Genomic DNA, 24,344 nt, shown 5'->3' on the forward strand with positions numbered 1-24,344 from the left:
TTGCATAGTCAGATTCAGATGCCAAAGACCTCGCCTGCGCGCACGAAGCCGGCGATGCCGTCCTGGTGGCGCACGCGGACCCACTCGGTCGCCTGGGGATCGACCAGTTCGAGCAGCACGCCCTTGTCGGCCGTCATCAGGATCGTGGCGTTATCGTCGGCCGCGGCGCGCACTTTGGCAAACGCCACCTTGACGACGACATTGCGCCGCGCCGACAGGCCTTTCGATTCGGTCCAGGCCAGTTCGCCGTCGACGTCGCGCACCTTGACCCAGTCGCCGTAGCGCGCCACGATCTCGACCGGCATGCCGCGCGGCGCGATGTAGCGCTTGCTCCCCTTCACCGACGGCGCATCATAGAGCACGACCGAAGGCGAACCGACCGAACGGAAGTCGGCGGCGCAGGCGTGCACGCAGGCCAGCAGCAACACGGCGGCGGTGGCGAAAATGCGGGAAATCGTCATGGCAGGGCCTCGGGCTCGGTAAACCAGACGCCAATATGGCAGGAAGGGCATCCGCACCGCACTTTTTTCTACGAAAAAAGGCGCGGCAAGGATGCCCATCACGCAAGCCCACCCATCCAGCGCATGCCGAACGGGCCAGGCAAGGTACAAATCAGTTTGCCGGTGCGGCTGCAGCGGCTTCAGCCATCGCCTGGCGGCGCTGCTGGTAGAACACTTCGAAGTTGATCTCGGCCAGGTGCACTGGCGGGAAGCCGGCACGGGTGATCACGTCGGCGATGTTCGAACGCAGGTACGGGTAGACGATGTTCGGGCAGCCGATGCCGAGCAGCGGATCCATCTGGTCAGCCGGGATGTTGCGTGCTTCGAAGATGCCGCCTTGCTTGCCTTCGACCAGGAAAGCGACCTTGTCCTTGACCTTGGCGGTCACGGTGATGGTCACGGTCGACTCGTAGATGCCATCGGCGATCGCCTCAGCGCCAACGTCCAGCGAGACTTCGATGGTCGGGGCTTCCTGCTCGAGGAAGATGGCTGGGGAATTCGGTTGCTCCAGCGACATGTCTTTCAGATAGACGCGTTGGATTTGGAAGACTGGTTGCAGGTTTTCGTCAGACATGGAACGCTTTCGTTATGAAGTAAAAGGGACGGCAAAGCGCCGCCCCCCGGTGCGGCTTGGAGTCAACGCAGCGGCAATTGTATCAAAATCAATTTGGATAACAATACCTCCCGCGGGACGTCTTTCGCCGCGCCTTACTCCCCCTTGAGCAGCGGATCCAACCGCCCCGCCTGGTCGAGCGCATACAAATCGTCGAATCCACCGACGTGGGTCTCGCCCACATAAATCTGCGGCACCGTACGGCGCCCCGTCTTTTGCATCATGATCTGGCGCTGTTCCGGGTCGAGGTCGACACGGATGCGCTCGATTTCGGTCACGCCCTTGGCTTCGAGCAGGCGCTCGGCACGGACGCAGTAGGGGCAGCTGGCGGTGTGATAGAGGACAACGTGAGCAGTCATGGTGTGTTCCTTCCTGTCTTGATTACTTAGTTACCGGCAAACCGGCAGCCGTCCAGGCCGTCATGCCGCCGTCCAGGCTGAGCGCGTCCTCGAAGCCGGCCGCCTTCAGCTGGCGTACGGCTTTATCGGAACGGGCGCCCGTCTGGCAGACGACGACCAGGGTACGGCCTTTCGACTTTTCCAGTTCGCCGATGCGATTGCCCAAGTCTGCCAGCGGAATGTTTTTCGCGTCGCGCACGTGGCCGGCGGCAAATTCGTCGGCGCCGCGCACGTCCAGAATCGTGGTCTTGCCGCGGTTGATCAGCTGGGTCACCTGCAGCGCGGTCGCGCGGCGGCCCTTCGGCGCCAGGGCTGGCCACAGCAGTGCGCCACCGGAAACGACGGCAATAGCGACGATGAAGATATTATCGAGGATGAATTTCACAAGGCTTCCAATGGTTGAACGCAATCCGGCCATTATAAAATAGAAGCCGGACAGGAATATTTTTGGCCCTCGATCGCTTGTAGCGGGTGCCTTCGCACGTTTTCTAAAACTGTAAAGAAGAGCTTATGTACAAAATCGTATTCATGCGCCACGGCGAATCCACCTGGAACCTGGCGAACCGTTTCACGGGCTGGGTCGACGTCGACCTCACCGACAAGGGCATCAACGAAGCGAAGACCGCCGGCCGCGTGCTGCGCGACGCCGGCTTCAAATTCGATCTCGCCTACACCTCGGTACTGAAGCGCGCGATCCGCACCCTATGGCTGGCGCTCGACGAAATGGACCAGATGTACCTGCCGATCAAGAACGACTGGCGCCTGAACGAGCGTCACTACGGTGCCCTGCAAGGTTTGGACAAAGGCGAGACTGCCGCGAAATATGGCGATGCGCAGGTGCTGGTCTGGCGCCGCAGCTACGATACCCCGCCCCCAAGCCTGGAAGCGAACGACGACCGCGCCTCCTTCAACGACCCGCGCTACGCCGGCCTCAGCAAGGAACAAATCCCGCTGACCGAATGCCTGAAGGACACCGTGGCACGCGTGATGCCGGTCTGGGACGAGGAAATCGCCCCGGCCATCCGCGCCGGCAAGCAGATCCTGATCTCGGCCCACGGCAACAGCCTGCGCGCCCTGATCAAGATGCTCGACAACATCAGCGACAGCGAGATCGTCGGCCTGAACATCCCGAACGGCCAGCCGCTGGTCTATGAACTGGACGAGAACCTGAAGCCGATCCGCCACTACTACCTGGGCGACCAGGACGCGATCGCCGCCGCGACTGCCGCCGTGGCGAACCAAGGGAAGGCGAAGTAAGTCTTGCGCCTGTCTACCAAGAAGTCGGCCGCCAGCATCCTGCTGTGCGGCTTGCTGGCCCTGTCCGCGGCAGGTACTGCCGCGGCCGCCAAGCCTACCGAACGCAGCAAGCAAAAAGCGGCGGCGGAGGCGCAACGCGCCGGTATCCAGCAAAAGCTCACGGCCCTGAAGAAAGAAATCAGCCGCACCGAGAGCGAAAAAGAGGACGTGGCCGACACCCTGGCCGAGTCGGAAGAGGCGATCTCGAACGCGAACCGCGCGCTGCGCGACCTGAACCAGGAAACGCTCGAGACCAATGTGCGCCTGCAAGACCTGGCCGGCGAACAGGAACGCCTCGCACAAACAATTGTCGGTCAAAAGAAACAATTGTCTGCCCTGCTGCGCGAGCACTATGTCGCGGGCAATGAAGACAGGATCAAACTGCTGCTGTCGGGAGACAACCCGAACCGCATCAACCGCGACCTGCAAATGATGGCCTATGTCTCGCAGGCGCAAGCCAAATTGCTGGCCGCGCTGAACGCGAACCTGGCGCAGGTCGAGGCAAACCGCGAAAAAGTCGAGAACGCCAAGGTCGAACTCGAGGAAATCGCCGAAGAACAGCGCGACCAGAAAGCCGTGCTGGAAAAGGAAAAGACGCGCCGCGCGGCCCTGCTGAACGAGCTGTCGGGCAAGCTGGTTGCCCAGCGCAAGCAGGCCGAGAACCTGCAGCGCGACGAGCAGCGCATGAGCGGCCTGGTCGACAAGCTGACGCGACTGATCCGCGAACAGGCCGAAGCCGAGCGCAAGCGCCAGGAAGCCCTGGCTGCCGCCCGCGCCAAGGCGAAAGCCGAAGCCGAAGCGCGCGCCCAGGCCCGCGCCGCCGCCAAGGCCGAACGCGAACGCCTGGCGCGCGAAGCGGCGAAAGCCGGCAAGCCGGCGCCGAAACCCTTGCCGCCGGAACCAGAAGAACCGAAGGTGGCCGAGCAGCCGGCGCAGGAAGAGCGCAAACCCGACATTTCGCTGGCACCCGCGGCCCCGGTCGGCGCCTTTGCCAGCATGAAAGGGCGCCTCGGCTCCCCGGTCAGCGGCACCATCGCGGCGCGCTTCGGCGCCAAGCGCGGCGGCGACGGCCCGAGCTGGAAAGGCATGTTCATCAAGGCGCCGGAAGGCACCGAGGTGCGCGCCGTGGCCCTGGGTCGCGTCGTGCACTCGGGCTGGATGCGCGGCTTCGGCAACCTGATCATCATCGACCACGGTGGCGACTATCTGTCGATCTACGCGAATAATCAAACCTTGCTGAAACGCCTGGGCGATGCGGTGCGCGCCGGGGAGCCGATCGCGAGCGCGGGTAACACCGGCGGTAACGAGGAATCAGGGCTATACTTTGAGCTCAGGCATCTGGGCAAGGCCTTCGATCCGGCAAGCTGGATCAAATTCTAGGGGCAGCGATGGGCAATAAGGTAAAAAGCATGGGCCTGGTCGGCCTGGGTGTCGTGGCCGGCGTGGCGCTGACGGTGCAAGTCTCTGCCTGGGCGCAAAAGGGAGCGGACAGCCCCTTGCCGCTGGACGAACTGCGCCAGCTGGCCGACGTCTTCGGCCTGATCAAAAGCGATTACGTGGTGCCGGTCGAGGACAAGAAATTGCTGTCCGAAGCCATCGGCGGCATGGTCGCCTCGCTCGACCCCCATTCCGTCTACCTCGACCAGAAAGCCTATCGCGAGATGCGCGAAAGCGTGCAGGGCAAATTCGTCGGGGTCGGCATCGAGGTGGCGGCCGAAGACGGCTACGTGAAAATCGTCTCGCCGATCGAGGATTCTCCTGCCTACCGCGCCGGCATCAAGGCGGGAGATTTGATTACCCGCATCGACAACGTCCCCGTCAAAGGCCTGTCGATCGACGACGCCATCAAGAAAATGCGCGGCAAACCGGGCAGCAAGGTGACGCTGACGATTGCCCGCCGCGGTGAGGACCGTCCCTGGGTAGTGCCGGTCACGCGCGAGGAAATCCGGGTCCTGAGCGTCAAGGCCAAGATGGTCGAGCCCGATTACGCTTGGGTGCGCATCAGCCAGTTCCAGGAAGCGACCCTGGAGGAGCTGGCGGCCAAGACGGCCGCCCTCTACGCCGACAATCCGAACATCAAGGGCCTCATACTCGACCTGCGCAACGACCCGGGCGGCCTGCTGCCGGGCGCGATCGGCGTCTCGACCGCCTTCCTGCCGAAGGAAGAACTGATCGTCTCGACCAAGGGACAACTTGCCGACTCGAACCAGAGCTACTATGGCCGGCGCGAATTCTATGCGCCGCGCGGCCAGGATCCGCTGGCGAAAATGCCGGCCGCGCTGAAAACCGTGCCGATGGTGGTGCTGGTCAACGGCGGCTCGGCCTCGGCCTCGGAAATCGTCGCCGGCGCCCTGCAGGACTACAAGCGTGCGATCGTGATGGGTAGCCAGACCTTTGGTAAAGGTTCCGTGCAGACGCTGCGGCCGCTGTCCGCCGACACCGCCATTAAACTGACCACGGCGCGCTACTACACGCCGAAAGGCCGGGCGATCCAGGCCAACGGCATCGTGCCGGATCTCGCTGTCGAAGAAACGGCCGAAGGCGACGGCCTGAACGCGCTGCGCGTGCGCGAAGTCGACCTGCAGCGCCACCTGAACGGCGAAAACGAAAAACCGGGCACCCCTGCCAAGGATGCCCGCGACGGCGCCGAACAGAAGCAGCGCGCGCTGGCCCTGCTGAAGAACCGCAAGCCCCTCGAACTGGGCGGCAAGGACGATTTTCAACTGGCCCAGGCCTTGAATCATTTCAAGGGTTTACCGGTCAAGCTCGCCAAGCCGGAAGCGGTCGAGGTGACCCCGCCGGCGCCGAAGGAATTGCCGGGCGCCGAAACCAAGCCGCCTGAGCTGAAGGGCTCGAAAAAGTGATGTCCCGTAGGGTGGGCGCCCCGTGCCCACCGAACCGCGGTGTCGCCGAACGTCCCTGGCATCTGCCACCATGAACGACGCCCAACTCCTGCGCTACTCGCGCCACATCCTGCTCGACGAGATCGGCATCGAAGGCCAGGCACGCCTGCTGGCGGCGCACGCGCTCGTCATCGGCGCCGGCGGCCTCGGCTCGCCCGCCGCCCTGTACCTGGCTGCGAGCGGCGTCGGCCACATCACCCTGGTCGATGACGACGCCGTCGACCTGACGAATTTGCAGCGCCAGGTGATGCACACGACAGAACGCATCGGCATGCCGAAAGTCGAGTCCGGCCGCGCCGCCCTGCACGCCATCAACCCCGAGGTCAGGGTAACGGCCCTGTGCGAACGGGCCGATGACGCACGCCTGCGCGAACTGGTGCAAACAGCCACGGTCGTGCTCGACTGCAGCGACAATTTTGCCACCCGCCATGCCGTGAACCGCGCCTGCGTCGCCGCCGGGGTGCCCCTGGTCGCCGGGGCCGCGATCCGTTTCGACGGCCAGTTGTCCGTCTTCGACACGGCGCGCGCCGACTGCCCCTGCTATGCCTGCGTCTTTCCCGAAGACAGTGGCTTCGAGGACGTTGCCTGCAGCACCATGGGGGTGTTCGCCCCCTTGGTCGGCATCGTCGGCACGGTGCAGGCGGCGGAAGCACTCAAACTGATCGTGGGGATCGGCAAGCCGCTAGCCGGCCGCCTGCTGCTGCTCGACGGACGCGCCATGGAATGGACCGAAATCCGCGCGGCGCGCAACCCAGCTTGTTCTGTCTGCCAGGAAAGACCTGCGCACGGCTGAGAAAGCGCAAGCTTTTGCTCTGCAATACAATGGCGCACCGCGACCAGTGGCCGCTCCCGGCATTCGGCCTTATACTAAGTCGATTGTTCCGATCCACCTTACCAAGATTGACTATGCAGATCGTTTCGCACCGCGCAGTTGGCCAGCGTCTTGCACGCGGCTTCACCCTCGTTGAAATCATGGTTGTCGTGGTCATCATCGGCATCCTCGGCGCCCTGGTCGTGCCAAAACTGCTGGGCCGTACCGGCGAGTCGCGCGTGGTCGCGGCCAAGACCGACATCGCCACCCTGATGCAGGCCATGAAGCTCTATAAACTGGACAACCAGCGTTATCCGACCACCGAGCAGGGCTTGACCGCCCTGACCACGAAGCCGACCTCGGGCCCGGCAGCGAATGGCTGGAAAGAAGGCGGCTACGTTGAAAAACTGCCGAAGGATCCTTGGGGTAATTCCTACCAATACCTGTCGCCCGGCCTGCACGGCGAGATCGACATCTTCTCGTTCGGTGCCGACGGCCAGGCCGGCGGCGAGGGCGAAGACGCCGACGTCGGCTCCTGGCAGGGGTAAGTCGTCATGGCTGGCGTCGCGACGCCGCGCAGGGCTAATGGCTTCACTTTGGTGGAGATCCTGGTCGTGATGGTCATCATCGGCATCACGCTCGGGATGGCCTCGCTCAACGCGATTCCGAGTCCACGCCAGGATCTTGAAAACGAGGCCAAGCGCCTGACCCTGCTGCTGCAGCTGGCGCGTGACGAAGCCATCGTGCGCAACCGGCAAGTCGCCTTCGAAGCCACGCCCGAGCGCTACCGCTTTCTGGTGCGCAACGATACCGGCTGGGTGCCCGTCACGCAGGACGATTTATTGCGCGAACGGGATTTCAAGAATGCCCCGGTGCGCCTGATGCTCGACCCGCCCGCGGCCGGCATTCCGGGTGAAACCATGCGCGTGACCTTCGGGCGCGAGCCGGTCGACAAGCCTTTTATTTTGACCCTGGCCAGCGGCAACAACAGCGTCGGCATCCGCGCCGATGGCGTCGGCCATTTCACGGTGATCGAACCGGGAGAGCAGCAGTGATCCGTATCAGGCAGCATGCCGGTTTCACCCTGCTCGAAGTGCTGGTGGCGCTCGTCATCGTCGGCACCGCGCTCGGCGCCGGCCTGCGCGCGATCGGCAGCCTGGCCTCGAACGGCGCCGGCCTGCGTGCCTCCATGATGGCGACCTGGTCGGCCGAGAACCGCCTCGTGCAGATCCGCCTGAACCGCGAATTTCCCGAAATCGGCAAGCGCAGCTATGCCTGCGGCCAGGGCGACCTGCGCCTGATGTGCCAGGACGAAGTGCTGGCCAGCCCGAATCCCCAGCTGCGCCGCGTCGAAGTCTCGGTCTTCGATATGGACAACCCCGACCGCCGCATCCTGAAACTGGTCCAACTCGTGCTGAGGCCCACCTCATGAAGCCGGCGCGCGGTTTTACCCTGGTCGAACTCCTGGTGGCGATCGGCATCCTGGCCATGGTGGCCGTGCTCGGCTGGCGCGGCCTGGACGGCATCGTGCGCGCCCGCGTCGCCCTGACCGACCAGATGGAAATGACGCGCGGCATGCAACTGGCCTTTGCCCAGATGCAGAGCGATTGCGAGCACACGGTCGACGCCACCATGCTCGGGCGCCGGCCCTTCCTCGAGCAGGCCGACAACCGCCTGACCCTGGTGCGCACCGTCTTCAACGAAAACGAACCGGCGCGCCTGCAGGTGATCGCCTACCGCCTCGTCAACGGCCAACTGACCCGGCGCGAATCGAATACGACGCGCGACCTGGTCGAACTCGATGCGCTGTGGCAGGCCTCGGTCAGCGATACCGATCCGACGCCGCCGGTGACGCTGCAGGGCGGCGTCCAATCGATGGCCGTGCTCGTCTGGCAGAACAATGCCTGGCAAAAGCAGCCGATCGCCACCGCCCAGGGCGGCGTCGTTCCCTCGGCCATCACCGGGGTGCAAGTGGTGCTGGCCGCGCGCAACTTCCCGCAGCCGCTCACCAAATCCTTCCTGCTGGGGAGCATCTGATGTGCAAGCCGATGCGTCATTCCCTCCGGCGCCAGCGCGGCGTGGCCGTCATCACCGCCTTGCTGCTGACCACGCTGGCGATCTCCATCGTCGCCAGCCTGTTCTGGCAGCAGCAGGTGCAGGTGCGCTCGATGGAAAACCAGCGACTGCACCTGCAGACGCGCTGGATCCTGCGCGGCGCCCTCGACTGGTCGACGCTGGTGCTGCGCCAGGATGCCTATAACAACCGCTACACGGCGCTGACCCAGGTCTGGGCCACACCCCTCGCGGAAACCCGGCTCGACCAGTACATCGAGCGCGAGCGGGTCGAAGGCGAAGTGTTCAATGCCAGTCTTTCCGGAAACATCGAGGACGCGACCTCACGTTACAATCTGCGCAACCTGGCCAGCAAGACGGCGAATGGCGCCGTGGTCGACGCGGCCAACCTGGCGATCTTCCAGCGCCTGCTGACCAGCCTGCAGATCAATCCGGCGCTGGCGAAAACGGCGGCCAACCTGATCGCAGGCAGCCAGCCGGCCGTGGTTGCAGCCGGCACGGTGGACCCGATCACAGGTCAGGAGATCGGCGGCCAGGAACGCGATCCGAGCGAGGGCGGCACGCCGGGGGTGGACGGCGCGCAGCCGGGCGTGGAGGGCGTGGAGGGCGGCGGCGAGGTCACCGAGGGCGACCCGGCGGCGACGATTCCGGTCAACCGCACGGGCCTGGGCCGGCCGATCAAGTTCCTCGAAGTCGAGGACTTATTGGCGGTGCGCGGCCTGACGCCGGAGATGCTGGAAAAGCTGCGCCCCTACGTGATCGTGCTGCCGGAACGCACGCCGGTCAACGTGAACACGGCCTCGGCCGAAGTGCTGGCGGCGGTGATCCCGAATTATTCCTTGTCGGAAGCGAAGTCCCTGCTGGCGCGGCGCCGCAACGTGCCCTGGGACGACATCGGCAAGTTCCAGACCGAGATTTCCGGGCGCACGCCGCTGGCCGATTCGATCAGCGTGAAAAGCGACTGGTTCCTCGTGAACAGCCACATCCGCCTCGACCGCGCGGCATTGAATGCACAGTCGCTGATGCAGCGCAGTGCCAATCCGATCGGTGGTGGTGTAAAGATCGTTTGGGTTCGTCAAAACTAAAAGAAAGCGAGACGATTTGACTACACTTTATATCCGGCATCCGGCGCGTGCAGAAGGAGAGGGCGCGCCATGCCGTTATGCCGTCGTCGGCGACGGCGGCAGCATCGACGGGCAGGGAGAAGGCGCGCTGCGCAACCTGACCGACGTCGTCGCCGCCAGCCGCCGCGTCGTGCTCCTGCTGGCCGGCACCGACGTCAACCTGCTGTCGCTGCAGATGCCGCCCCTGACCGGCGCGCGCCTGAAAGCCGCATTGCCGGGCCTGGTCGAAGAACACATCCTGGGCGACCCCGCCGATACCGTGCTGGTGTCCGGTCCCGCGGCCGCCGACGGCACCCGTCCGGTGGCGGTGGTCGCGCGCGACTGGTTCGAGCCGCTCGTGCGCACCCTGCTGGCGCAAGGCGCGCGCAGCGTGTCGGCCCTGCCGGCCCAGCTGTGCCTGCCCCTGCAGCCGGGCGGCGTCAGCGCGGCCCTGAACGGGTCCGAACTGCTGCTGCGCCAGAGCCAGTACGGCGGCCTCGGCCTCGCGCTGGACGCCAATCCGGCCAGTGCCCTGCAGACGGCGCGCGCGCTGGCGGGCGACGCACCGCTCACCCTGTACGTGCCGCGCGAGCAGCTGGGAGAGTACGGCGTGCTGCTGGCCGAAGCCGGTCCCGGCACGGTGCTGGAAGCCGATGATTGGGCGCACTGGATCGCAGGCTCGAAGAGCATCGCTTTCGACCTGGTGCCCGGCCTCGGCAGCGCCGGTGCGCGCCAGACCGACTGGCGCCGCTGGCGCGTGCCGATCGCCCTGGCTTTCCTGGGCGTGGTCGTCAACCTGGCCGGCATCAACATCGAGTGGCTGCGCCTGCGCGGCGAGGCCGAAGGCGTGCGCAAGCAGATGGAGCAGACCTTCCACTCGGTGTATCCGAACCAGCCGATGGTCGATCCGGTCGCGCAGATGCGCCAGGGCATTGCACGGGCCCAGGCCGGCAGCGGCCAGGTCGGGTCCGACGAATTCATCTATTTGGCCGGCGCCCTCGGCGACGCCAGCAGGGAATTGCCGCGCCCGCCCGGGATTACCTCAATCGAATACAAGGAACGCGCGTTGCGGGTGCGGGTCAAACCGGAAACGGTCGACCCCGCCGCCCTGCGCCAGCTGCAGTCGGCGCTGTCCACACGCAGTCTTTCACTGGAAGCCGCCGCACCTGACAACTGGCTGGTGCGCAGCACGGGAGCCAAGCCATGAGTCTGAGTACGACTGTCGGGCGCGCGCGCGAACGCGCCGCCGGCTACTGGATCGCACGCAGCGAGCAGGAACGCCGCTATCTCGCCGCCGGGTTCGGCGTCGTCCTGCTGGCGCTGGTGTACACGGGCCTGATCGAGCCGGCCGTCGAAGGCCGCGCACGGCTGCAGCGTTCGCTGCCCGAGCTGCGCCAGCAGGCCGCCCAGCTGGCCGGCATGGCGGACCAGGCGCGTGCGCTGGCGGGACAGGCGCCGGCGCCGGTCACGCCGATGACGCGCGAAAGCCTGATGGCGAGCCTGAGCGCGCGCGGCATCACGCCCGGCTCGCTCACGCTGACCGGAGAATTCGCGCGCCTGCAGGTGACCGGCGTCTCGTTTGCCAACCTGGTGTCCTGGCTCGACGCGCAGCGCCGCGAGAACCGCATCGCCGTCCAGGAAGGCAGTTTTACTGCGCAAGATCCGCTGGGACAGGTCGACGCCAACCTGACGCTGCGCCAGGATAACGGGACCGCCCCCCGATGAAACGCGGCCTCGGATGGCTGCTCGTGGTCGCCCTGGCGATCGCGCTGACGGTGTGCGTTTTCCTGCCCGCCAGCTGGCTCGGCACGATGGTCGAACGCCAGACCGGCGGTCGTTTGACTCTCGGGGATGCGCAGGGTACGCTCTGGAACGGCTCAGCTTTCGTGGGCGGTGCGCCGGGCGAAGGCGGATCGGTGACGCCGCTGTTGCCGGGGCGCTTCGCCTGGCGCCTCTCGCCGCTGGTGCTGGTCGGCCGCGTGGACATGCAGCTGGAGAACCCGCAGGCACTGGCCCAGCCGGTCACTATCACGGGCAGCTGGTCGGCCTGGCAGGTCAGTGCAGGACAGTTGCTGTTGCCGGCGGAAGGCCTGGCCGGCTTGGGCGCGCCGCTGAACACGCTGGTGCCCTCGGGCGTGCTGCGCCTGTCGTGGGACCGGCTCGACCTGACGCGACAGCCGAACAGTGTGGCCGTGACCGGACGCACGATCCTGACGATGAGCGACATGGGTTCGCGCATGGCGCCGATCAAGCCGCTGGGCAGCTACGAGATGGTGATGGACTGGCGCGGCCAGCAAGCCGACCTGGTGTTGCGCACGGTGCGCGGCGCCTTGCTGTTGTCGGGAAATGGAACATTGCAGAATGGGCGCCTGCGCTTTTCGGGGCAGGCGTCGGCCGCCGATGGCTATGAAGAGACCTTGGGCAATATGCTCAACCTCCTCGGCCAGCGCCGCATGGTGAACGGTAAAAACATAATCGCATTAGAGTTCAGATAATGAAAACATCCTTCCGTAGCACCCCCGAAATCTCGCCACTGCGCCCGACCTTGCGCCGTATTGCCGCCGGCGCCCTGCTGTGCTGCGCGGTGGCAACGGCCCTGCCGCCGGCCCCGGCCATGGCCCAGGAAAATTCCGCCGCCCTCTCTTTCGTGAACGCCGACATCGAATCGGTGATCAAGGCGGTCGGCCATTACACGGGGATGACTTTCATCATCGACCCGCGCGTAAAGGGCACGCTGACCCTGGTGTCGGAAAAATCGCTGACCAAGAGCCAGGCCTTTGGCCTGCTCACCTCGGCGCTGCGCCTGCAGGGTTTCGCCGTCGTCACGACCGGCGAGGGCTATGCGAAAGTGGTGCCGGAAGCGGAAGCGAAGCTGCAATCCTCGCCGACCATGGTCGGCAAGCGCGGCACCCGCGTGCAGGGCGACCAGATCGCGACCCAGGTGTACCACCTGTCCTACGAGTCGGCCGCCAACCTGACTGCCGTGCTGCGTCCGCTGATCTCGCCGAACAATTCCATCATGGCCAATCCGGGCAACAATAGCCTGGTCATTACCGACTACGCCGACAACCTGCGCCGCCTGTCGCGCATCATCGCCGCGCTCGACGCGCCGGTGGCGGCCGACCTCGACGTCGTGCCGATCCGCAATGGCATCGCCAGCGACATCGCGACCCTCGTCTCGCGCCTGATGGAGCCCGCCGCCGGCGGCGATTCCGGCCGCGTCACCATCCTGGCCGATTCCCGTACCAACTCGGTGGTCGTGCGCGCGCCCTCGCAGGCGCGTGCGAATCTCGCCAAGTCGCTGATCGCCAAGCTCGACCAGGCGACCACCGAGAAGGGCAACATCCACGTCGTCTACCTGAAAAACGCCGACGCCAGCAAGGTCGCGCAGACGCTGCGCGCCGTCGTCTCGCAGGACGCCTCGGCGGTGCCCACGACGCAGCAGGGAACGCAGGGCGGTTCGATCCAGGCCGGCGCCCAGAGCGGCACCGGTACCGGCGGCCTCGGCGGCCAGCAGGGCCAGCAGGGCAGCATCGGCGGTGGCGCCACCGGCGGCGGTTTTGGCCAGCAGAGCCAGTCCAGCCTCAACGCCGCCGGCGGCGGTGGCCAGGGTTCCGGCTTCATCCAGGCCGACGCCTCTACCAACAGCCTGATCATCACGGCGCCGGATGCGATCTACCGCAACCTGCGCGGCGTCATCGACCAGCTCGACGTGCGCCGCGCCCAGGTCTACATCGAAGCCCTGGTGGTCGAAATGAATTCCCAGAAAGCCGCCGAGTTCGGCGTGCAATGGCTGGGTTTGTCGGGCAGCGATACCAGCAAATACCGGGTCGGCGGCGTCCAGTCCTTCAATTCGGGCAGCGCCAACAACATCGTCAACCTGGCGGCCGCGGCGCGCGCCGGCTTCGGCTCGGGCACCAGCAGCACGGTGCCTTCGCTGCCGGGCCTGACGCTGGGCATTTTTAAACAGATCAACGGCGAGCTCGGCCTGGGCGCCGTGGCCAGCGCACTTGAAAACGAGGGCGCCGCCAACATCTTGTCGACACCGAACATGATCACGCTCGATAACGAGCTGGCGACGATCAAGGTGGGCCAGAACATTCCGATCATTACGGGTTCGTTCACGACCGGCACCAGCGGCGCGAACAATCCCTTCCAGACCGTGGACCGCAAGGACATCGGCCTGTTGATGAAGGTGCGTCCGCAGATTTCCGAAGGCGGCGTCATCAAACTGTCGATCTACCACGAGAATTCGGGCATCGACAATTCCGTGATCCGCGCCGAAGGCATCGTCACCACCGTGCGCGCGATCGAAAGCAATATCCTGGCCGACGATGGCCAGATCATCGTGCTGGGTGGCCTGATCCAGGACAACGAAGACCACGGCGAAGAAAAAGTGCGCGGCCTCGGTGACATCCCGGTGCTGGGCAACCTGTTCAAGTACCGCAACCGCACCCGCAATAAAACCAACCTGATGGTCTTCCTGCGTCCGGTGGTGGTGCGCAGCAAGGAACAGAACAACGCCATCTCGCTCGACCGCTACGAATACATGCGTGCGCTGGGCGCGACCACCCGTCCGCAGGACGATACGATCCTCATGAAAAACCTGGGCGCGGCCGAATTGCCGCCCTTGACCAATGGCCAGCCGCCAATGGGCGGCACCATGGCGACGATGCCGCCGCCGGCACCGCCGACCGCGCGCCCTGGCGCTGCGACCGGCCCAGGTACCGGCAGCCAGCCATCCATGCAGCCTCAACAGAACCAGGCGCCCGTGCCCGAATTTCGCCCGGTAACGCCGCCGAACCAGAAGTGATGCCATCATGACTAACCTGTTGCCTTACGCCTTCGCCCGCGATCACGGGGTCCTGGCGCGCACCGGCGACGACACGGCCCCGGGCGCGGGACAAAGCATCGAGGTGCTGGTGTCGAGCAGCACGCCGCCGGCCGCCATTGCCGAGGTGTCGCGCCGTTTCGGCCGCATCGCCCTGCGCCGTGTCGACCGTAGCGAGCTCGACGACGCGATCGCCGCCGCCTATGCCTCCGCCGGCGGCGACGCCAACCAGGTCGCCGACGAATTCGATGCCGACCTCGACCTGACGCGCCTGCTGCAGGATGTGCCGGCCATCGAAGACCTGCTCGAATCGTCCGACGATGCGCCCGTGATCCGCATGATCAACGCGCTCTTGACGCAGTCGCTGCGCGAAGGCGCCTCCGATATCCACATCGAACCTTTCGAGCAGACCTCGGTCGTACGTTTTCGCATCGATGGCGCCCTGCGCGACATCGTGCGTCCACGCAAGGGCATTCACGCGTCTCTAATTTCGCGTATCAAGATCATGTCGCAGCTCGACATCGCCGAAAAACGCCTGCCGCAGGACGGCCGCATCACGCTGCGCGTGGGCGGTAAACCGGTCGACGTGCGTGTCTCGACCTTGCCGACCGGCCACGGCGAACGTGCCGTGCTGCGTCTGCTCGACAAGGAAGCGGGGCGGCTCGACCTGTCGCACCTGGGCATGAGCCCGGACCTGCTGCCGCAGTTCGACAAATTGATCAACCAGCCGCACGGCATCGTGCTCGTCACCGGTCCGACCGGCTCGGGCAAGACGACGACCCTGTACGCGGCTTTGTCTCGCCTGAACGCCTCGACCACCAACATCATGACGGTGGAAGACCCGATCGAGTACGACCTGAACGGCGTCGGCCAGACCCAGGTCAATGCCCGCATCGACATGACCTTCGCCAAGGCCCTGCGCGCGATCCTGCGCCAGGACCCGGACGTGATCATGATCGGCGAGATCCGGGATTTGGAAACGGCGCAGATCGCGGTCCAGGCTTCGCTCACCGGCCACCTGGTGCTGGCGACCCTGCACACCAACGATGCCGCCGCGGCCGTCACCCGCCTGCTCGACATGGGTATCGAACCGTTCCTGTTGTCCTCGTCCTTGCTGGGCGTGATGGCCCAGCGCCTGGTCCGCAAACTGTGCACGCACTGCAAGACGAGCGATGGCGTGCACTGGCATGCGGTCGGTTGCGAGCGCTGCGGCCACACGGGTTACCACGGCCGGGTCGGCGTCTACGAGTTGCTGGAGACGGACGAGGGCATCCGCGCCCAGATCCACAACCAGGCCTCGGAAGCCGAGATCCGCGCCGCCGCCCAGCACAGCGGCATGCGTACCATGCGCGAAGACGGCGAGCGCTGGCTCAAGGATGGCACCACGACGCAGGCCGAGCTGCTGCGCGTCACCAAGGATTAACCGATGCCGGCATTTCGTTATGAGGCTGTCGATGCGGGCGGCGCCACCAGGAAGGGCGTCGTTAATGCCGACAGTCCGCGCGCCGCGCGTGCCGATCTGCGTGTGCAGGGACTCACCCCCCTGAACGTCGAGGCGATCGCCGCCCAGGTCGACGCCAGCGGCGCCACCCGTTCGCGCGGCTTCGGCGAACGCCTGTCCTCGGTCGAACTGGCCCTGTTCACGCGCCAGATGGCCAGCCTGCTGGAAGCGGGCTTGCCGCTGGAACAGGCGTTTACCGCCCTGCTGGAACAGGCCGAAAAGCCGTATCTGCGCGACCTGATCGCTTCGATCCGCGCCGAAGTCATGGGCGGTATCGCGTTTTCGGACGCACTGTCGCACCACCCGCGCGACTTCGACCAGATCTACCGCGGCCTCGTGTCTTCGGGCGAACAGATCGGCCAGCTGGCCCGGGTGCTGTCGCGCCTGGCCGACTACATCGAGCGTCGCAACGCGCTGGTGCAGAAGGTGCGCCTGGCTTTCACCTATCCGGCCATCGTCACCGTGGTCGCGTTTGCCATCGTCATCTTCCTGCTCACCTACGTGGTGCCGCAGATCGTGTCGGTGTTCGCCAACACCAAGCAGAAGCTGCCGGTGCTCACCGTCATCATGCTGGCGGTATCCGATTTCATGCGCGCCTACGGCATCCTGCTGGGAGCGGCCCTGGTCGCCGCCTGGTTCGCCTGGCGCCGGGCGCTGCAAAATCCCGTGCTGAAACGGCGCTGGCATACCTGGCTGCTGACCGCGCCCGTGTACGGCAAGTTCGAGCGCAGCCTGAACACGGCGCGTTTCGCCAGCACGCTGGCGATCACCACCGGCTCCGGCGTGCCGATCCTGCGCGCGCTCGACACCAGCCGCGACACCCTGTCGAACGTCGCCATGCGCGAGCTCGTCGAACAGGCGACGGCCAGCGTGCGCGAAGGTATCAGCCTGGCGCGTGCGCTGTCCGTACAAAAACATTTTCCACCGATGCTGGTGCACATGATCCGTGCCGGCGAGATCACGGGCGAATTGCCGGCCATGCTGGAGCGGGCGGCCAATTCGCAGCAGGCCGATCTCGAACGCCGCACGCTGACCATTGCCGGCCTGCTCGAGCCGGTACTGATCCTGGCCATGGGCCTGGTGGTGCTGTTGATCGTGCTGGCGGTGCTGATGCCGATCATTGAAATCAACCAGCTGGTGCGCTAACAAGGAAACCGATGAAGCGTCTGCCTCTCCTTTTCACCCTGCTTGCCCTGATCTTCCTGGCGGTGTCCGCCACCTATTGGGGCATGCAGCTGTACAAGCCGCAGCAGCGCCCGATTGCCGCGGCGCCGCCGGCCGCCGTACCCGAGCTTTCTCCCGATGCCGCCGCCACGCTGTTCGGCGGCCAGGCGGTCGCGAATGTCGCCACCAATTACCAGCTGACCGGCATCGTTTCCGCCGGCCGCGACAGTGTCGCCATCATCGTGGCCGAAGGCCAGCCGCCGAAAGCCCTCAAGGTCGGACGCGAGCTGTCGCCGGGCGTCAGCATCAGCGAAGTGCACCCGCGCTACATCATGCTGTCCGAAGGCGGCGTCATGAAACGCATCGATCTCGCGGCCGACACCAAGCCGGCTATCGCGCTGTCGGGCGCCGTCGCGCCGCCGATGCCGGTGCCGCCGCAGATGGCGCGGCCGAGCATCGCGCCGGCCGGCGCCCTGCCGACGACCGAGCCGCAAACGGCGCCCGGCGCCGTGCAAAGCGCGCCGCCGCCGGGCGAAGTCAACCCGGTCGTGCCGCAGGGCCAGGAGGCGCCGCAGGAGCCACCGCAGGAAGGTCCGCCGGCCGACGTCGCTCCGCCTCCGAACCAGCCGCAAATGCCGGCGCCGACCCGCTCGGCCAATAGCCCGGTCAATAGCGACAATCCTGTCCGCTAAACGGTCCGATAAGCTGTCCGATAAGGTCCGTGGGGGAGGCGGCTCAGCGGCGCAGCGCCGTGAACGCCGTAAACTCCCACGACCTGAACCCCACCAATAACGTCATTCCTTCCCGCTCTTCCGGCGGCAGCCGGCGGTCATGCCGGTGCAGGCGCGTCAGTTCGCCCGCCAATTGATGGATCTTCTGCGCCAGTTCGGCCGCGCTGCCCGGCGACAGGCGGGCCGGCAGGCACATCAGCGTTTCTCCCTGGCCGTCGAAGCGGCCGGCAAAATAATCCGGCACGATCTGTTCGCGGAAGTAGTGCTGCACCGGTCCGTCCGGCAGCCAGTGGAAGGCGTTCGATACGCGCAGCGTGTAACGGTTCAGGGGCCGCAGTTCGATGATGCCCAGCCGGTCGAGTTCGGCCAGGCAGCCGATGCACTCCGCTTCGGTCAGGCGATAGGTCTCGACGATCTGCTCCATGCTCCAGTAGCCGAGGCAGCAGATCGCCACCAGCAGCAAGCGCGGCTTGGCGACCAGCGCGGTTTCCTGGGGGAGCGTCAAGGCGTCCGGCTGGGGCCGACTATCGACCGCACGGCGCAGCACATCCTCGAACGGGATGCCCGCCGCCTGGCAAATCTGCGCCAGGCGCGACAGCGGCATGTCCTTCTGGCCGAACATGCGTTTCACGCTCGACTCGCTCATGTCGATGCGTTCGGCCAGGGTTTTATAGGTGAGATTCGCTGCGCGCAGTTCGGCGCGCAGCACGTCGACGATCAGCTCGGGTGAGCTCATGGGGTTCCTGTACGTTTTGGCAATAGTGCGTTGCTCAATGTACAGGCGAACGGCGAGGCGGGCAAGCCGGGGCCGGGCGACGGGGCATCCGGACAGGTATCCGCTCTCCCGGCTTGATCCAAACGAGCTCAGCAGGAAGTGACTCCCATTAAATTCGTAGGGTTCGGAGTCCGAACCGAATCCACCGGCTCGCCGTCGCGCGCCGGTCAATCCTATAAAGGAGATGGTCGATGTCGAATAATCAGATTGTTGACGCCGGAACGATGAACGTGGCGATCCCGGCCTCGTCCACGGAGATCAGGCAGCAGGTCCGGCAGGCTTTGGTGCGCCCGCTGTTCGGTGCGGCCCAGCCGCAGCCCGAACTCAGCGGAACGGGGTTTACCTACCGCCACGATTGGGGGCCCCTGCATGGGCAGTGGATACTTCGGCTCGACTGGCCGGACCTCGGCCCGCGCTCGCAAGTGTTCGTGTCGGTCGGCGAAGGCGCGGCGGGCGGGCCGGACGCCGGCAAGTTCGTCGGCTCGGCACGCTACACCGTGCACAACGTGGCGCCGCGCGCCGGCGGCGTCGACATCTGGGTGAACATCGAATGGGAATCGGATATCCCGCTGTACGCCGACTACCTGGTGGTGAATCCGGCCGACGTCTCGCTCCGGACGGTGCAGGTCACCGTGCAGCGCCACAGCAGCGTTCCCCTGAGCGACGCCGATGCCGACCGCATCCTCGGCGACATGGGCACCATCCTGCAAAGCGACGACTCGGCTGCCGACGTCGCCACGCCGCTGCGCTTCGTGCGCAACGGACCGGTGCAGCTGCTGCCGGCAAATATTCCTGCGGCGATTCAGACCGAGGCCGACCTGCTGGCGCTGCTCAATGCGGGTTCGGGCGTCAAGATCGTCGATGCGATTCGCTGGTGTGGCGGGCCCGGCGGCTCGATCATCGGCTGCGCGCCGGTCGGCAGCCCGACCGTCAACCTGGCGGCCGTGCGCTTCACGGAAAACCAGGAAGGCCTGATCTGGGTGCACGAATATGGCCACAATGCCGGTCTGCCGCATCGCACGGACGACCTCCGGGCCGTCATGTATCCCAGCGTCGGCACCGACCACAATGTCGTCAATGCCGCCGAGTCGGCAAGCTTCCTGGCCGGTCCGCTTGCCGTCACCGGCGAATTCATGGCCTCGAGCTGCGAGCTCGGCATGGCGCTGCAGCCGCCGCGGGATGTGCGCGAATTCGTGTCGCAGCACTGGATCGCCGGCATCCCCTATGAAGCCGCGTCGCAATACGGCGAGCAGGACGCCCGGCTGCTGCTCGAGTGGCTGGTAAAGGAGCCCGAGCAGCACGAGGAATTCCTGGCGGAGATCGTGACCACGCTGTGCTTCATCGGCAGCGAGCTGGCGGTCCAGCCCCTGATCGATTTCGTGCAGAACGGGCGCGCCGGCCGGGCCATGTTCCGTGCCAAGCACGCAGCCCTGATCCACATGGGCGACCTGGTCAATAAATCGGGCAGCCAGGCGGGGCTCGCCTTCCTGATCGATCTTGCGACCGATACGGACAAGACCAGAACTCTGGCCATACCGCGGGCGACGGTTGCCGCGGCCGAGGCGGCGGTGGCGGGCGTGAGCGCGCCGACGCTGGAGATGCTGGGCAATGAGCTGGCCGTGTCCGCGACCTTCGGCCTGGCGCTGTCAGGCAAGCCGGAGGCGGAGCAGGCAATCCAGGGCCTGATGGCGGGCACGGCCACGCTGGCCCCGGTCAAGGCGGCGGCTGCGGAAGCGGCGGAGATTGCCCGGACCATGCGTGCGCACGGCCAGAAGGAGTATTACCGGAGCAAGTGCGCGGGCAAGCGTTACCCGTAACAGATCGGCAGAAGGGGAACCGGGGGCGAACCTCGAAACGAGGAGCGCCCCCGGCGTGTTCAGATAGCGTGGCGCCGCTCAGTCGTCTTCGGACACCAGCGGCGCCTTTTTCAGCTGGCGCTTGGCTGCCTGGCGTTCGCTCGAGAGCGGCTTGGCGTGCGGGCCGGCCGAGCGCCCTTTCGCCAAGGCCGCGATCGGGTTGCGCGGCTTGCCGAATTGGCCCGGATCGACGCGCAACATCATCTTTTGTCGCGTTGCAAGTGCCTTGTTCGCCATCTTCCTCTCCTACTGAGTGCCTTATGGCACGGTCTTACAGCACGTAGCGCGACAGGTCTTCGTTGGCCGACAGCATGTCGAGCCGCTCGTTGACATAGGCCGCGTCGATCGTGATCTGCTTTTCCTGCGTGTCGCTGGCGTGGAAGGAAATCTCTTCGAGCAGCTTTTCCATCACCGTGTACAGGCGCCGCGCGCCGATGTTTTCGGTGCGCTCGTTTACCGAGAAGGCGATCTCGGCCAGGCGGTGGATGCCGTCCTCCGAGAAATTCAGCGTGACCCCTTCGGTGCCGAGCAGCGCTTCGTACTGAGTCGTCAGGCAGGCGTCGGTGCTGGTGAGAATGCGCTTGAAGTCCTCGATCGACAGCGATTCGAGTTCGACCCGGATCGGGAAGCGGCCCTGCAGCTCGGGAATCAGGTCCGACGGTTTTGATAAGTGAAACGCGCCCGAGGCGATGAACAGGATGTGGTCGGTCTTGATCATGCCGTACTTGGTGTTGACCGTCGTGCCTTCGACCAGCGGCAGCAGGTCGCGCTGCACGCCCGCGCGCGAGACGTCGGCGCCGCCATGCTCGGAGCGCGTCGCGATCTTGTCGATCTCGTCGAGGAACACGATGCCGTTGTTCTCGACGTTGTGGATCGCCTTCTGCTTCATCTCGTCTTCGTTGATCAGGCGCGCCGCTTCTTCCTCGGCCAGCACCTTCATCGCTTCCTTGATCTTCATCTTGCGCGCCTTTTTACGGGCGCCGCCGACGCCGGCGAACATGGTCTTGATCTGCTCGGTCATTTCTTCCATACCGGGCGGGGCCATGATTTCCATCTGCGGCGGAGTATCCGCCACTTCGATCTCGACTTCGCGGTCGTCGAGCGAGCCTTCGCGCAGGCGCTTTCTAAACGTTTGGCGCGTGCTGTCGCCTTCCTTCGCTTCGGCCGAAGCGCTGACGTTGAAACCGAAATCGCGTGCCGGCGGGACCAGGATGTCGATGATGCGGTCCTCGGCCGCGTCCTCGGCACGCTGTCGTACCTTCTTCATTTCGCTGGCGCGGGTCTGCTTGACGCCGATGTCGATCAGGTCGCGGATGATGGTGTCGACGTCGCGCCCGACATAGCCGACTTCGGTGAATTTCGTCGCTTCGATTTTAATGAAAGGCGCGTCGGCCAGCTTCGCCAGGCGGCGCGCGATCTCGGTCTTGCCGACGCCGGTCGGGCCGATCATGAGGATGTTCTTCGGGGTGATTTCGTGGCGCAGCGGTTCCTGCACCTGCTGGCGGCGCCAGCGGTTGCGCAGGGCGATGGCGACGGCTCGCTTGGCCTTACCTTGGCCGACGACGTGCTTGTCCAGTTCCGAGACGATTTCGAGGGGAGTCATGTTCATGGTATGCGCGCCGGTCAGTCCAGCGTTTCGATGATGTGGGACAGATTCGTGTAGATGCACAGTTCGCCGGCGATGGTCAGCGCCTTTTTCACGACCTCGGCCGGGGGCAGTTCCGTGTTTTCCTGCAGGGCCTTGGCTGCCGACTGGGCGTAGATGCCGCCGGAACCGATCGCGCCGATGCCGTCCTCGGGTTCGAGCACGTCGCCATTTCCCGTGATGATCAGGGTGCTTTCCCTGTCGGCCACCAGCAGCATCGCTTCGAGTTTACGCAGCATGCGGTCGGTGCGCCAGTCCTTGGCCAGTTCGACCGAGGAGCGCAGCAGATTGCCCTGGTGCTTCTCGAGCTTCGCTTCGAAGCGGTCGAGCAGGGTGAATGCGTCGGCCGTGGCGCCGGCGAAACCGCACAGGACCTTGCCCTGGTACAGCTTGCGCACCTTGCGTGCCGAGCCCTTCATGACGACGTTGCCCAGCGTGACCTGGCCGTCGCCGCCCAATGCGACCTTCTCGCCGCGACGCACGCTCACAATGGTGGTGCCGTGAAATTGTTCCATATCTGCCTCATGATTAACTAGCCCTCCGCAAGTGGGGGTGTTGCACAAAATTGCAAGACAATATGAAGCTTAACGCGGCAGTAAAGTTGTCGAGACTGCTTTAGTACTTGTGTGCGTAGAGACGCGCGCAGTCGCCGTAGTTCAAGAGGCGCAGCAGGGCCGCTACCAGGTGGTTCAGCTCGCGCAGTTCGATGCGGCGCTCGTCGACGGCCAGGCGGCGCAAGGCGGCGTGCAGATTGGTCGCCGCGGCAAAGCCGATGCGCACCAGTTTGGTGCAATCGAGGACGACCGGTGCGGCCGGATCCATGGCGGCGTAGTTGTCGATCGCCGCCAGCAAGGGCGCGATGTCGCCGTCGACGGTGGCCGGCAGCATGAAACGCTGTTCGGCACCCGGCTGGCCCGCCGGCGTCGTGCCGGCGCCGGCCTGGGCCGGCAAGACTTCGAAAGAAGGCGGCGAGACTTCGAAGGTCACGCAATAATCCATCGCCGTTTCCTCGAAATCCTTTTCGCGTTCGAGTAGCTGCAGCAGTTCGAGCAGCAGCAGCCAGGGCGCTTCTCCGCTGCTGCGCTCGCCGATCGCGAGCATCGGCCGCAGCACCGCCAGCAAGGTATCGGCGCCGGCCAGCACGATGGCGCGGCGCGCCCCGCGCAAGCTTTGCAGGGCAGACAGCAGGGCGGCGCAGCCGTCGATCGTGGCATGCGTGATGGCGCTCAGGTCGATGCGCACCGGGGCGCCGCTGCTGGCCAGCAGCGCCTGCAGGCGCGGCGTCGCGTCGCTGCCGAGCGTGCCCGTCAGGCGCGCCGCCGGGGCGACGCCGGCAAAGGTTTGCTGCGGGGTGTCCGCCGGCAAGCGGTTGCTGTAGGCGGGCGGCGAGGTTTCGAAATGGCTGGCGTAGTCGATTGCGATGCTGTCGAAGTCCTGTTCGCGCCCTGCGGCCTGGTACAGGTCGAACAGCATCCACCAGGGCTGGCGCTCGCTGCGTCCGAGCTCGGCCAGGCAGCCTTGCAGCATCTGCTCGGCAAGTGCGGCTTGGTCATTGGCGTACAGGATCGCGCTTTCCTCGACTACCGGGGCCGCGGCCGGTGCGGCGGCGGCATCGGGCTGCTCGAGCATTGTAAACAGCTCGCTCTCGCCGGCCTCGTCGAGCACGGCGGCCGCAGCGGCCGGGGCGCGCCGCGTGTTGCCCCAGCGCGCTTCGGCATCGTCGAAGAAGTCGGTCGTCATCGCCAGCTCGATGGCGTCGATCTTGGCGGCGGTGGCGCGCGCGATTTCGCGCTGGCGCTCGCGTTCGGCATCGGAGGGCTGGCGCGGTGCGGTCTCAAGGCGTGCGGGCTCCGGCGGCGCCGCGGCTGCTTCGGGTTTCTTCTTGAGGAAGGAAAATATGCCCACGTTACCCTGTCGATCATCCGGCGCGGCGACGCCCGCAGCGCTCATCCATGACGGTAGCATGGACGCGCCTGCGCCGTCCTGCGCACACGTGCGCCCGCGCAAAGCCTGTGCGGGCGAGCGCTAGTGTATCCTATGGGAAAGTTTTTGATCGCACGAAAAGCGGCGACCAGGACGTAAAAAAGAGAAAAGCATGCGGCGGGCGCATGCTTTTTCGGGGGACAACTACAAGGCGGACCCGA

General features: G+C 65.6%; 26 protein-coding genes. 17 read left to right on the plus strand and 9 right to left on the minus strand.

Translation table 11 applies throughout. From position 1 onward, the window contains the following. Positions 1-14: 14 nt before the first annotated feature. From ACFPQ5_RS05820 to ACFPQ5_RS05835, 4 genes are all read right to left on the minus strand, one after another. Positions 15-461, minus strand: coding sequence for an SH3 domain-containing protein (locus tag ACFPQ5_RS05820; RefSeq protein WP_379752328.1), 447 nt, complete (start codon positions 459-461; stop codon positions 15-17). A 151-nt stretch (positions 462-612) separates the two neighbouring features. Further along, positions 613-1,074 carry a protein-export chaperone SecB gene (gene secB / locus ACFPQ5_RS05825; RefSeq protein ID WP_136221540.1) on the minus strand — a complete coding sequence of 154 codons (462 nt, stop codon included), beginning with the start codon at positions 1,072-1,074 and terminating at the stop codon, positions 613-615. A gap of 134 nt (positions 1,075-1,208) precedes the next feature. Beyond that, on the minus strand, positions 1,209-1,472 hold the full coding sequence (gene grxC, locus ACFPQ5_RS05830; protein WP_136221539.1) for a glutaredoxin 3: 264 nt from the start codon (positions 1,470-1,472) through the stop codon (positions 1,209-1,211). Positions 1,473-1,494: 22 nt separating this feature from the next. Then, positions 1,495-1,896, minus strand: a complete 402-nt coding sequence (locus ACFPQ5_RS05835) for a rhodanese-like domain-containing protein (RefSeq protein WP_379752329.1) — start codon at positions 1,894-1,896, stop codon at positions 1,495-1,497. 125 nt (positions 1,897-2,021) lie between these two features. Between ACFPQ5_RS05835 and gpmA the strand changes: the two genes are divergently transcribed. The 16 genes from gpmA to ACFPQ5_RS05915 all read left to right on the plus strand — a co-directional run bounded on the left by gpmA (position 2,022) and on the right by ACFPQ5_RS05915 (position 17,885). Next, positions 2,022-2,768, plus strand: coding sequence for a 2,3-diphosphoglycerate-dependent phosphoglycerate mutase (gpmA, locus tag ACFPQ5_RS05840; protein ID WP_379752330.1), 747 nt, complete (start codon positions 2,022-2,024; stop codon positions 2,766-2,768). Positions 2,769-2,771: 3 nt separating this feature from the next. Continuing rightward, the gene (locus ACFPQ5_RS05845; protein WP_379752331.1) at positions 2,772-4,187 is read left to right on the plus strand and encodes a murein hydrolase activator EnvC family protein; all 1,416 of its coding nucleotides are present in this window, start codon (positions 2,772-2,774) and stop codon (positions 4,185-4,187) included. An 8-nt stretch (positions 4,188-4,195) separates the two neighbouring features. Beyond that, a complete protein-coding gene (locus ACFPQ5_RS05850; protein ID WP_379752332.1) occupies positions 4,196-5,671 on the plus strand; it encodes a S41 family peptidase in 1,476 nt (491 codons plus the stop codon). Positions 5,672-5,741: 70 nt separating this feature from the next. Then, positions 5,742-6,503 (plus strand): HesA/MoeB/ThiF family protein, encoded by a 762-nt coding sequence (locus ACFPQ5_RS05855; RefSeq protein ID WP_379752333.1) that lies wholly within the window; start codon positions 5,742-5,744, stop codon positions 6,501-6,503. Positions 6,504-6,616: 113 nt separating this feature from the next. Then, positions 6,617-7,069, plus strand: coding sequence for a type II secretion system major pseudopilin GspG (gene gspG, locus ACFPQ5_RS05860; RefSeq protein WP_379752334.1), 453 nt, complete (start codon positions 6,617-6,619; stop codon positions 7,067-7,069). A 6-nt stretch (positions 7,070-7,075) separates the two neighbouring features. Continuing rightward, entirely contained in the window at positions 7,076-7,576 is a 501-nt protein-coding gene (locus tag ACFPQ5_RS05865; protein ID WP_379752335.1) for a GspH/FimT family pseudopilin, read from the plus strand. Then, positions 7,573-7,953, plus strand: a complete 381-nt coding sequence (gspI, locus tag ACFPQ5_RS05870) for a type II secretion system minor pseudopilin GspI (protein ID WP_379752336.1) — start codon at positions 7,573-7,575, stop codon at positions 7,951-7,953. The genes ACFPQ5_RS05865 and gspI overlap by 4 nt, the downstream gene beginning before the upstream one ends. Further along, positions 7,950-8,558, plus strand: coding sequence for a PulJ/GspJ family protein (locus ACFPQ5_RS05875; RefSeq protein WP_379752337.1), 609 nt, complete (start codon positions 7,950-7,952; stop codon positions 8,556-8,558). Before gspI ends, ACFPQ5_RS05875 begins: the two co-directional genes overlap by 4 nt. A gap of 11 nt (positions 8,559-8,569) precedes the next feature. Beyond that, on the plus strand, positions 8,570-9,679 hold the full coding sequence (gene gspK, locus ACFPQ5_RS05880; protein WP_379752338.1) for a type II secretion system minor pseudopilin GspK: 1,110 nt from the start codon (positions 8,570-8,572) through the stop codon (positions 9,677-9,679). Positions 9,680-9,695: 16 nt separating this feature from the next. Beyond that, the gene (gene gspL / locus ACFPQ5_RS05885; protein ID WP_379752339.1) at positions 9,696-10,904 is read left to right on the plus strand and encodes a type II secretion system protein GspL; all 1,209 of its coding nucleotides are present in this window, start codon (positions 9,696-9,698) and stop codon (positions 10,902-10,904) included. Next, positions 10,901-11,422 (plus strand): type II secretion system protein GspM, encoded by a 522-nt coding sequence (gene gspM / locus ACFPQ5_RS05890; protein ID WP_379752340.1) that lies wholly within the window; start codon positions 10,901-10,903, stop codon positions 11,420-11,422. The genes gspL and gspM overlap by 4 nt, the downstream gene beginning before the upstream one ends. Beyond that, positions 11,419-12,192 (plus strand): type II secretion system protein N, encoded by a 774-nt coding sequence (gene gspN / locus ACFPQ5_RS05895; RefSeq protein WP_379752341.1) that lies wholly within the window; start codon positions 11,419-11,421, stop codon positions 12,190-12,192. The genes gspM and gspN overlap by 4 nt, the downstream gene beginning before the upstream one ends. Continuing rightward, the gene (gene gspD / locus ACFPQ5_RS05900) at positions 12,192-14,510 is read left to right on the plus strand and encodes a type II secretion system secretin GspD (protein WP_379752342.1); all 2,319 of its coding nucleotides are present in this window, start codon (positions 12,192-12,194) and stop codon (positions 14,508-14,510) included. The genes gspN and gspD overlap by 1 nt, the downstream gene beginning before the upstream one ends. Positions 14,511-14,517: 7 nt before the next feature. Beyond that, positions 14,518-15,951: a type II secretion system ATPase GspE gene (gene gspE / locus ACFPQ5_RS05905; protein WP_379752343.1), complete on the plus strand. Its 1,434-nt coding sequence runs from the start codon at positions 14,518-14,520 to the stop codon at positions 15,949-15,951. Positions 15,952-15,954: 3 nt separating this feature from the next. Then, positions 15,955-17,175 (plus strand): type II secretion system inner membrane protein GspF, encoded by a 1,221-nt coding sequence (gspF, locus tag ACFPQ5_RS05910; RefSeq protein WP_379752344.1) that lies wholly within the window; start codon positions 15,955-15,957, stop codon positions 17,173-17,175. 11 nt (positions 17,176-17,186) lie between these two features. Continuing rightward, positions 17,187-17,885 carry a type II secretion system protein N gene (locus ACFPQ5_RS05915; RefSeq protein ID WP_379752345.1) on the plus strand — a complete coding sequence of 233 codons (699 nt, stop codon included), beginning with the start codon at positions 17,187-17,189 and terminating at the stop codon, positions 17,883-17,885. Between the two features lie 43 nt (positions 17,886-17,928). Here ACFPQ5_RS05915 and ACFPQ5_RS05920 read toward each other — a convergent pair whose 3' ends face one another. Continuing rightward, a complete protein-coding gene (locus ACFPQ5_RS05920; protein WP_379752346.1) occupies positions 17,929-18,660 on the minus strand; it encodes a helix-turn-helix domain-containing protein in 732 nt (243 codons plus the stop codon). Positions 18,661-18,890: 230 nt separating this feature from the next. On the opposite strand from ACFPQ5_RS05920, the gene ACFPQ5_RS05925 reads away from it, so the two are divergent. Next, a complete protein-coding gene (locus ACFPQ5_RS05925) occupies positions 18,891-20,516 on the plus strand; it encodes a hypothetical protein (RefSeq protein WP_379752347.1) in 1,626 nt (541 codons plus the stop codon). Between the two features lie 78 nt (positions 20,517-20,594). On the opposite strand, the gene ACFPQ5_RS05930 is transcribed toward ACFPQ5_RS05925, so the two are convergent. The 4 genes from ACFPQ5_RS05930 to ACFPQ5_RS05945 form a co-directional block, all read right to left on the minus strand. Further along, positions 20,595-20,792, minus strand: a complete 198-nt coding sequence (locus ACFPQ5_RS05930; RefSeq protein WP_379752348.1) for a hypothetical protein — start codon at positions 20,790-20,792, stop codon at positions 20,595-20,597. 34 nt (positions 20,793-20,826) lie between these two features. Then, on the minus strand, positions 20,827-22,164 hold the full coding sequence (gene hslU / locus ACFPQ5_RS05935; protein ID WP_379752349.1) for an ATP-dependent protease ATPase subunit HslU: 1,338 nt from the start codon (positions 22,162-22,164) through the stop codon (positions 20,827-20,829). A gap of 14 nt (positions 22,165-22,178) precedes the next feature. Further along, positions 22,179-22,715 (minus strand): ATP-dependent protease subunit HslV, encoded by a 537-nt coding sequence (gene hslV, locus ACFPQ5_RS05940; RefSeq protein WP_379752350.1) that lies wholly within the window; start codon positions 22,713-22,715, stop codon positions 22,179-22,181. Positions 22,716-22,815: 100 nt separating this feature from the next. Continuing rightward, a complete protein-coding gene (locus ACFPQ5_RS05945) occupies positions 22,816-24,165 on the minus strand; it encodes an STAS domain-containing protein (RefSeq protein ID WP_379752351.1) in 1,350 nt (449 codons plus the stop codon). Positions 24,166-24,344: the final 179 nt, after the last annotated feature.

It is taken from the genome of Massilia suwonensis, from assembly GCF_042655665.1.
GTDB classification, from domain to species: Bacteria; Pseudomonadota; Gammaproteobacteria; order Burkholderiales; family Burkholderiaceae_D; genus Telluria; species Telluria suwonensis.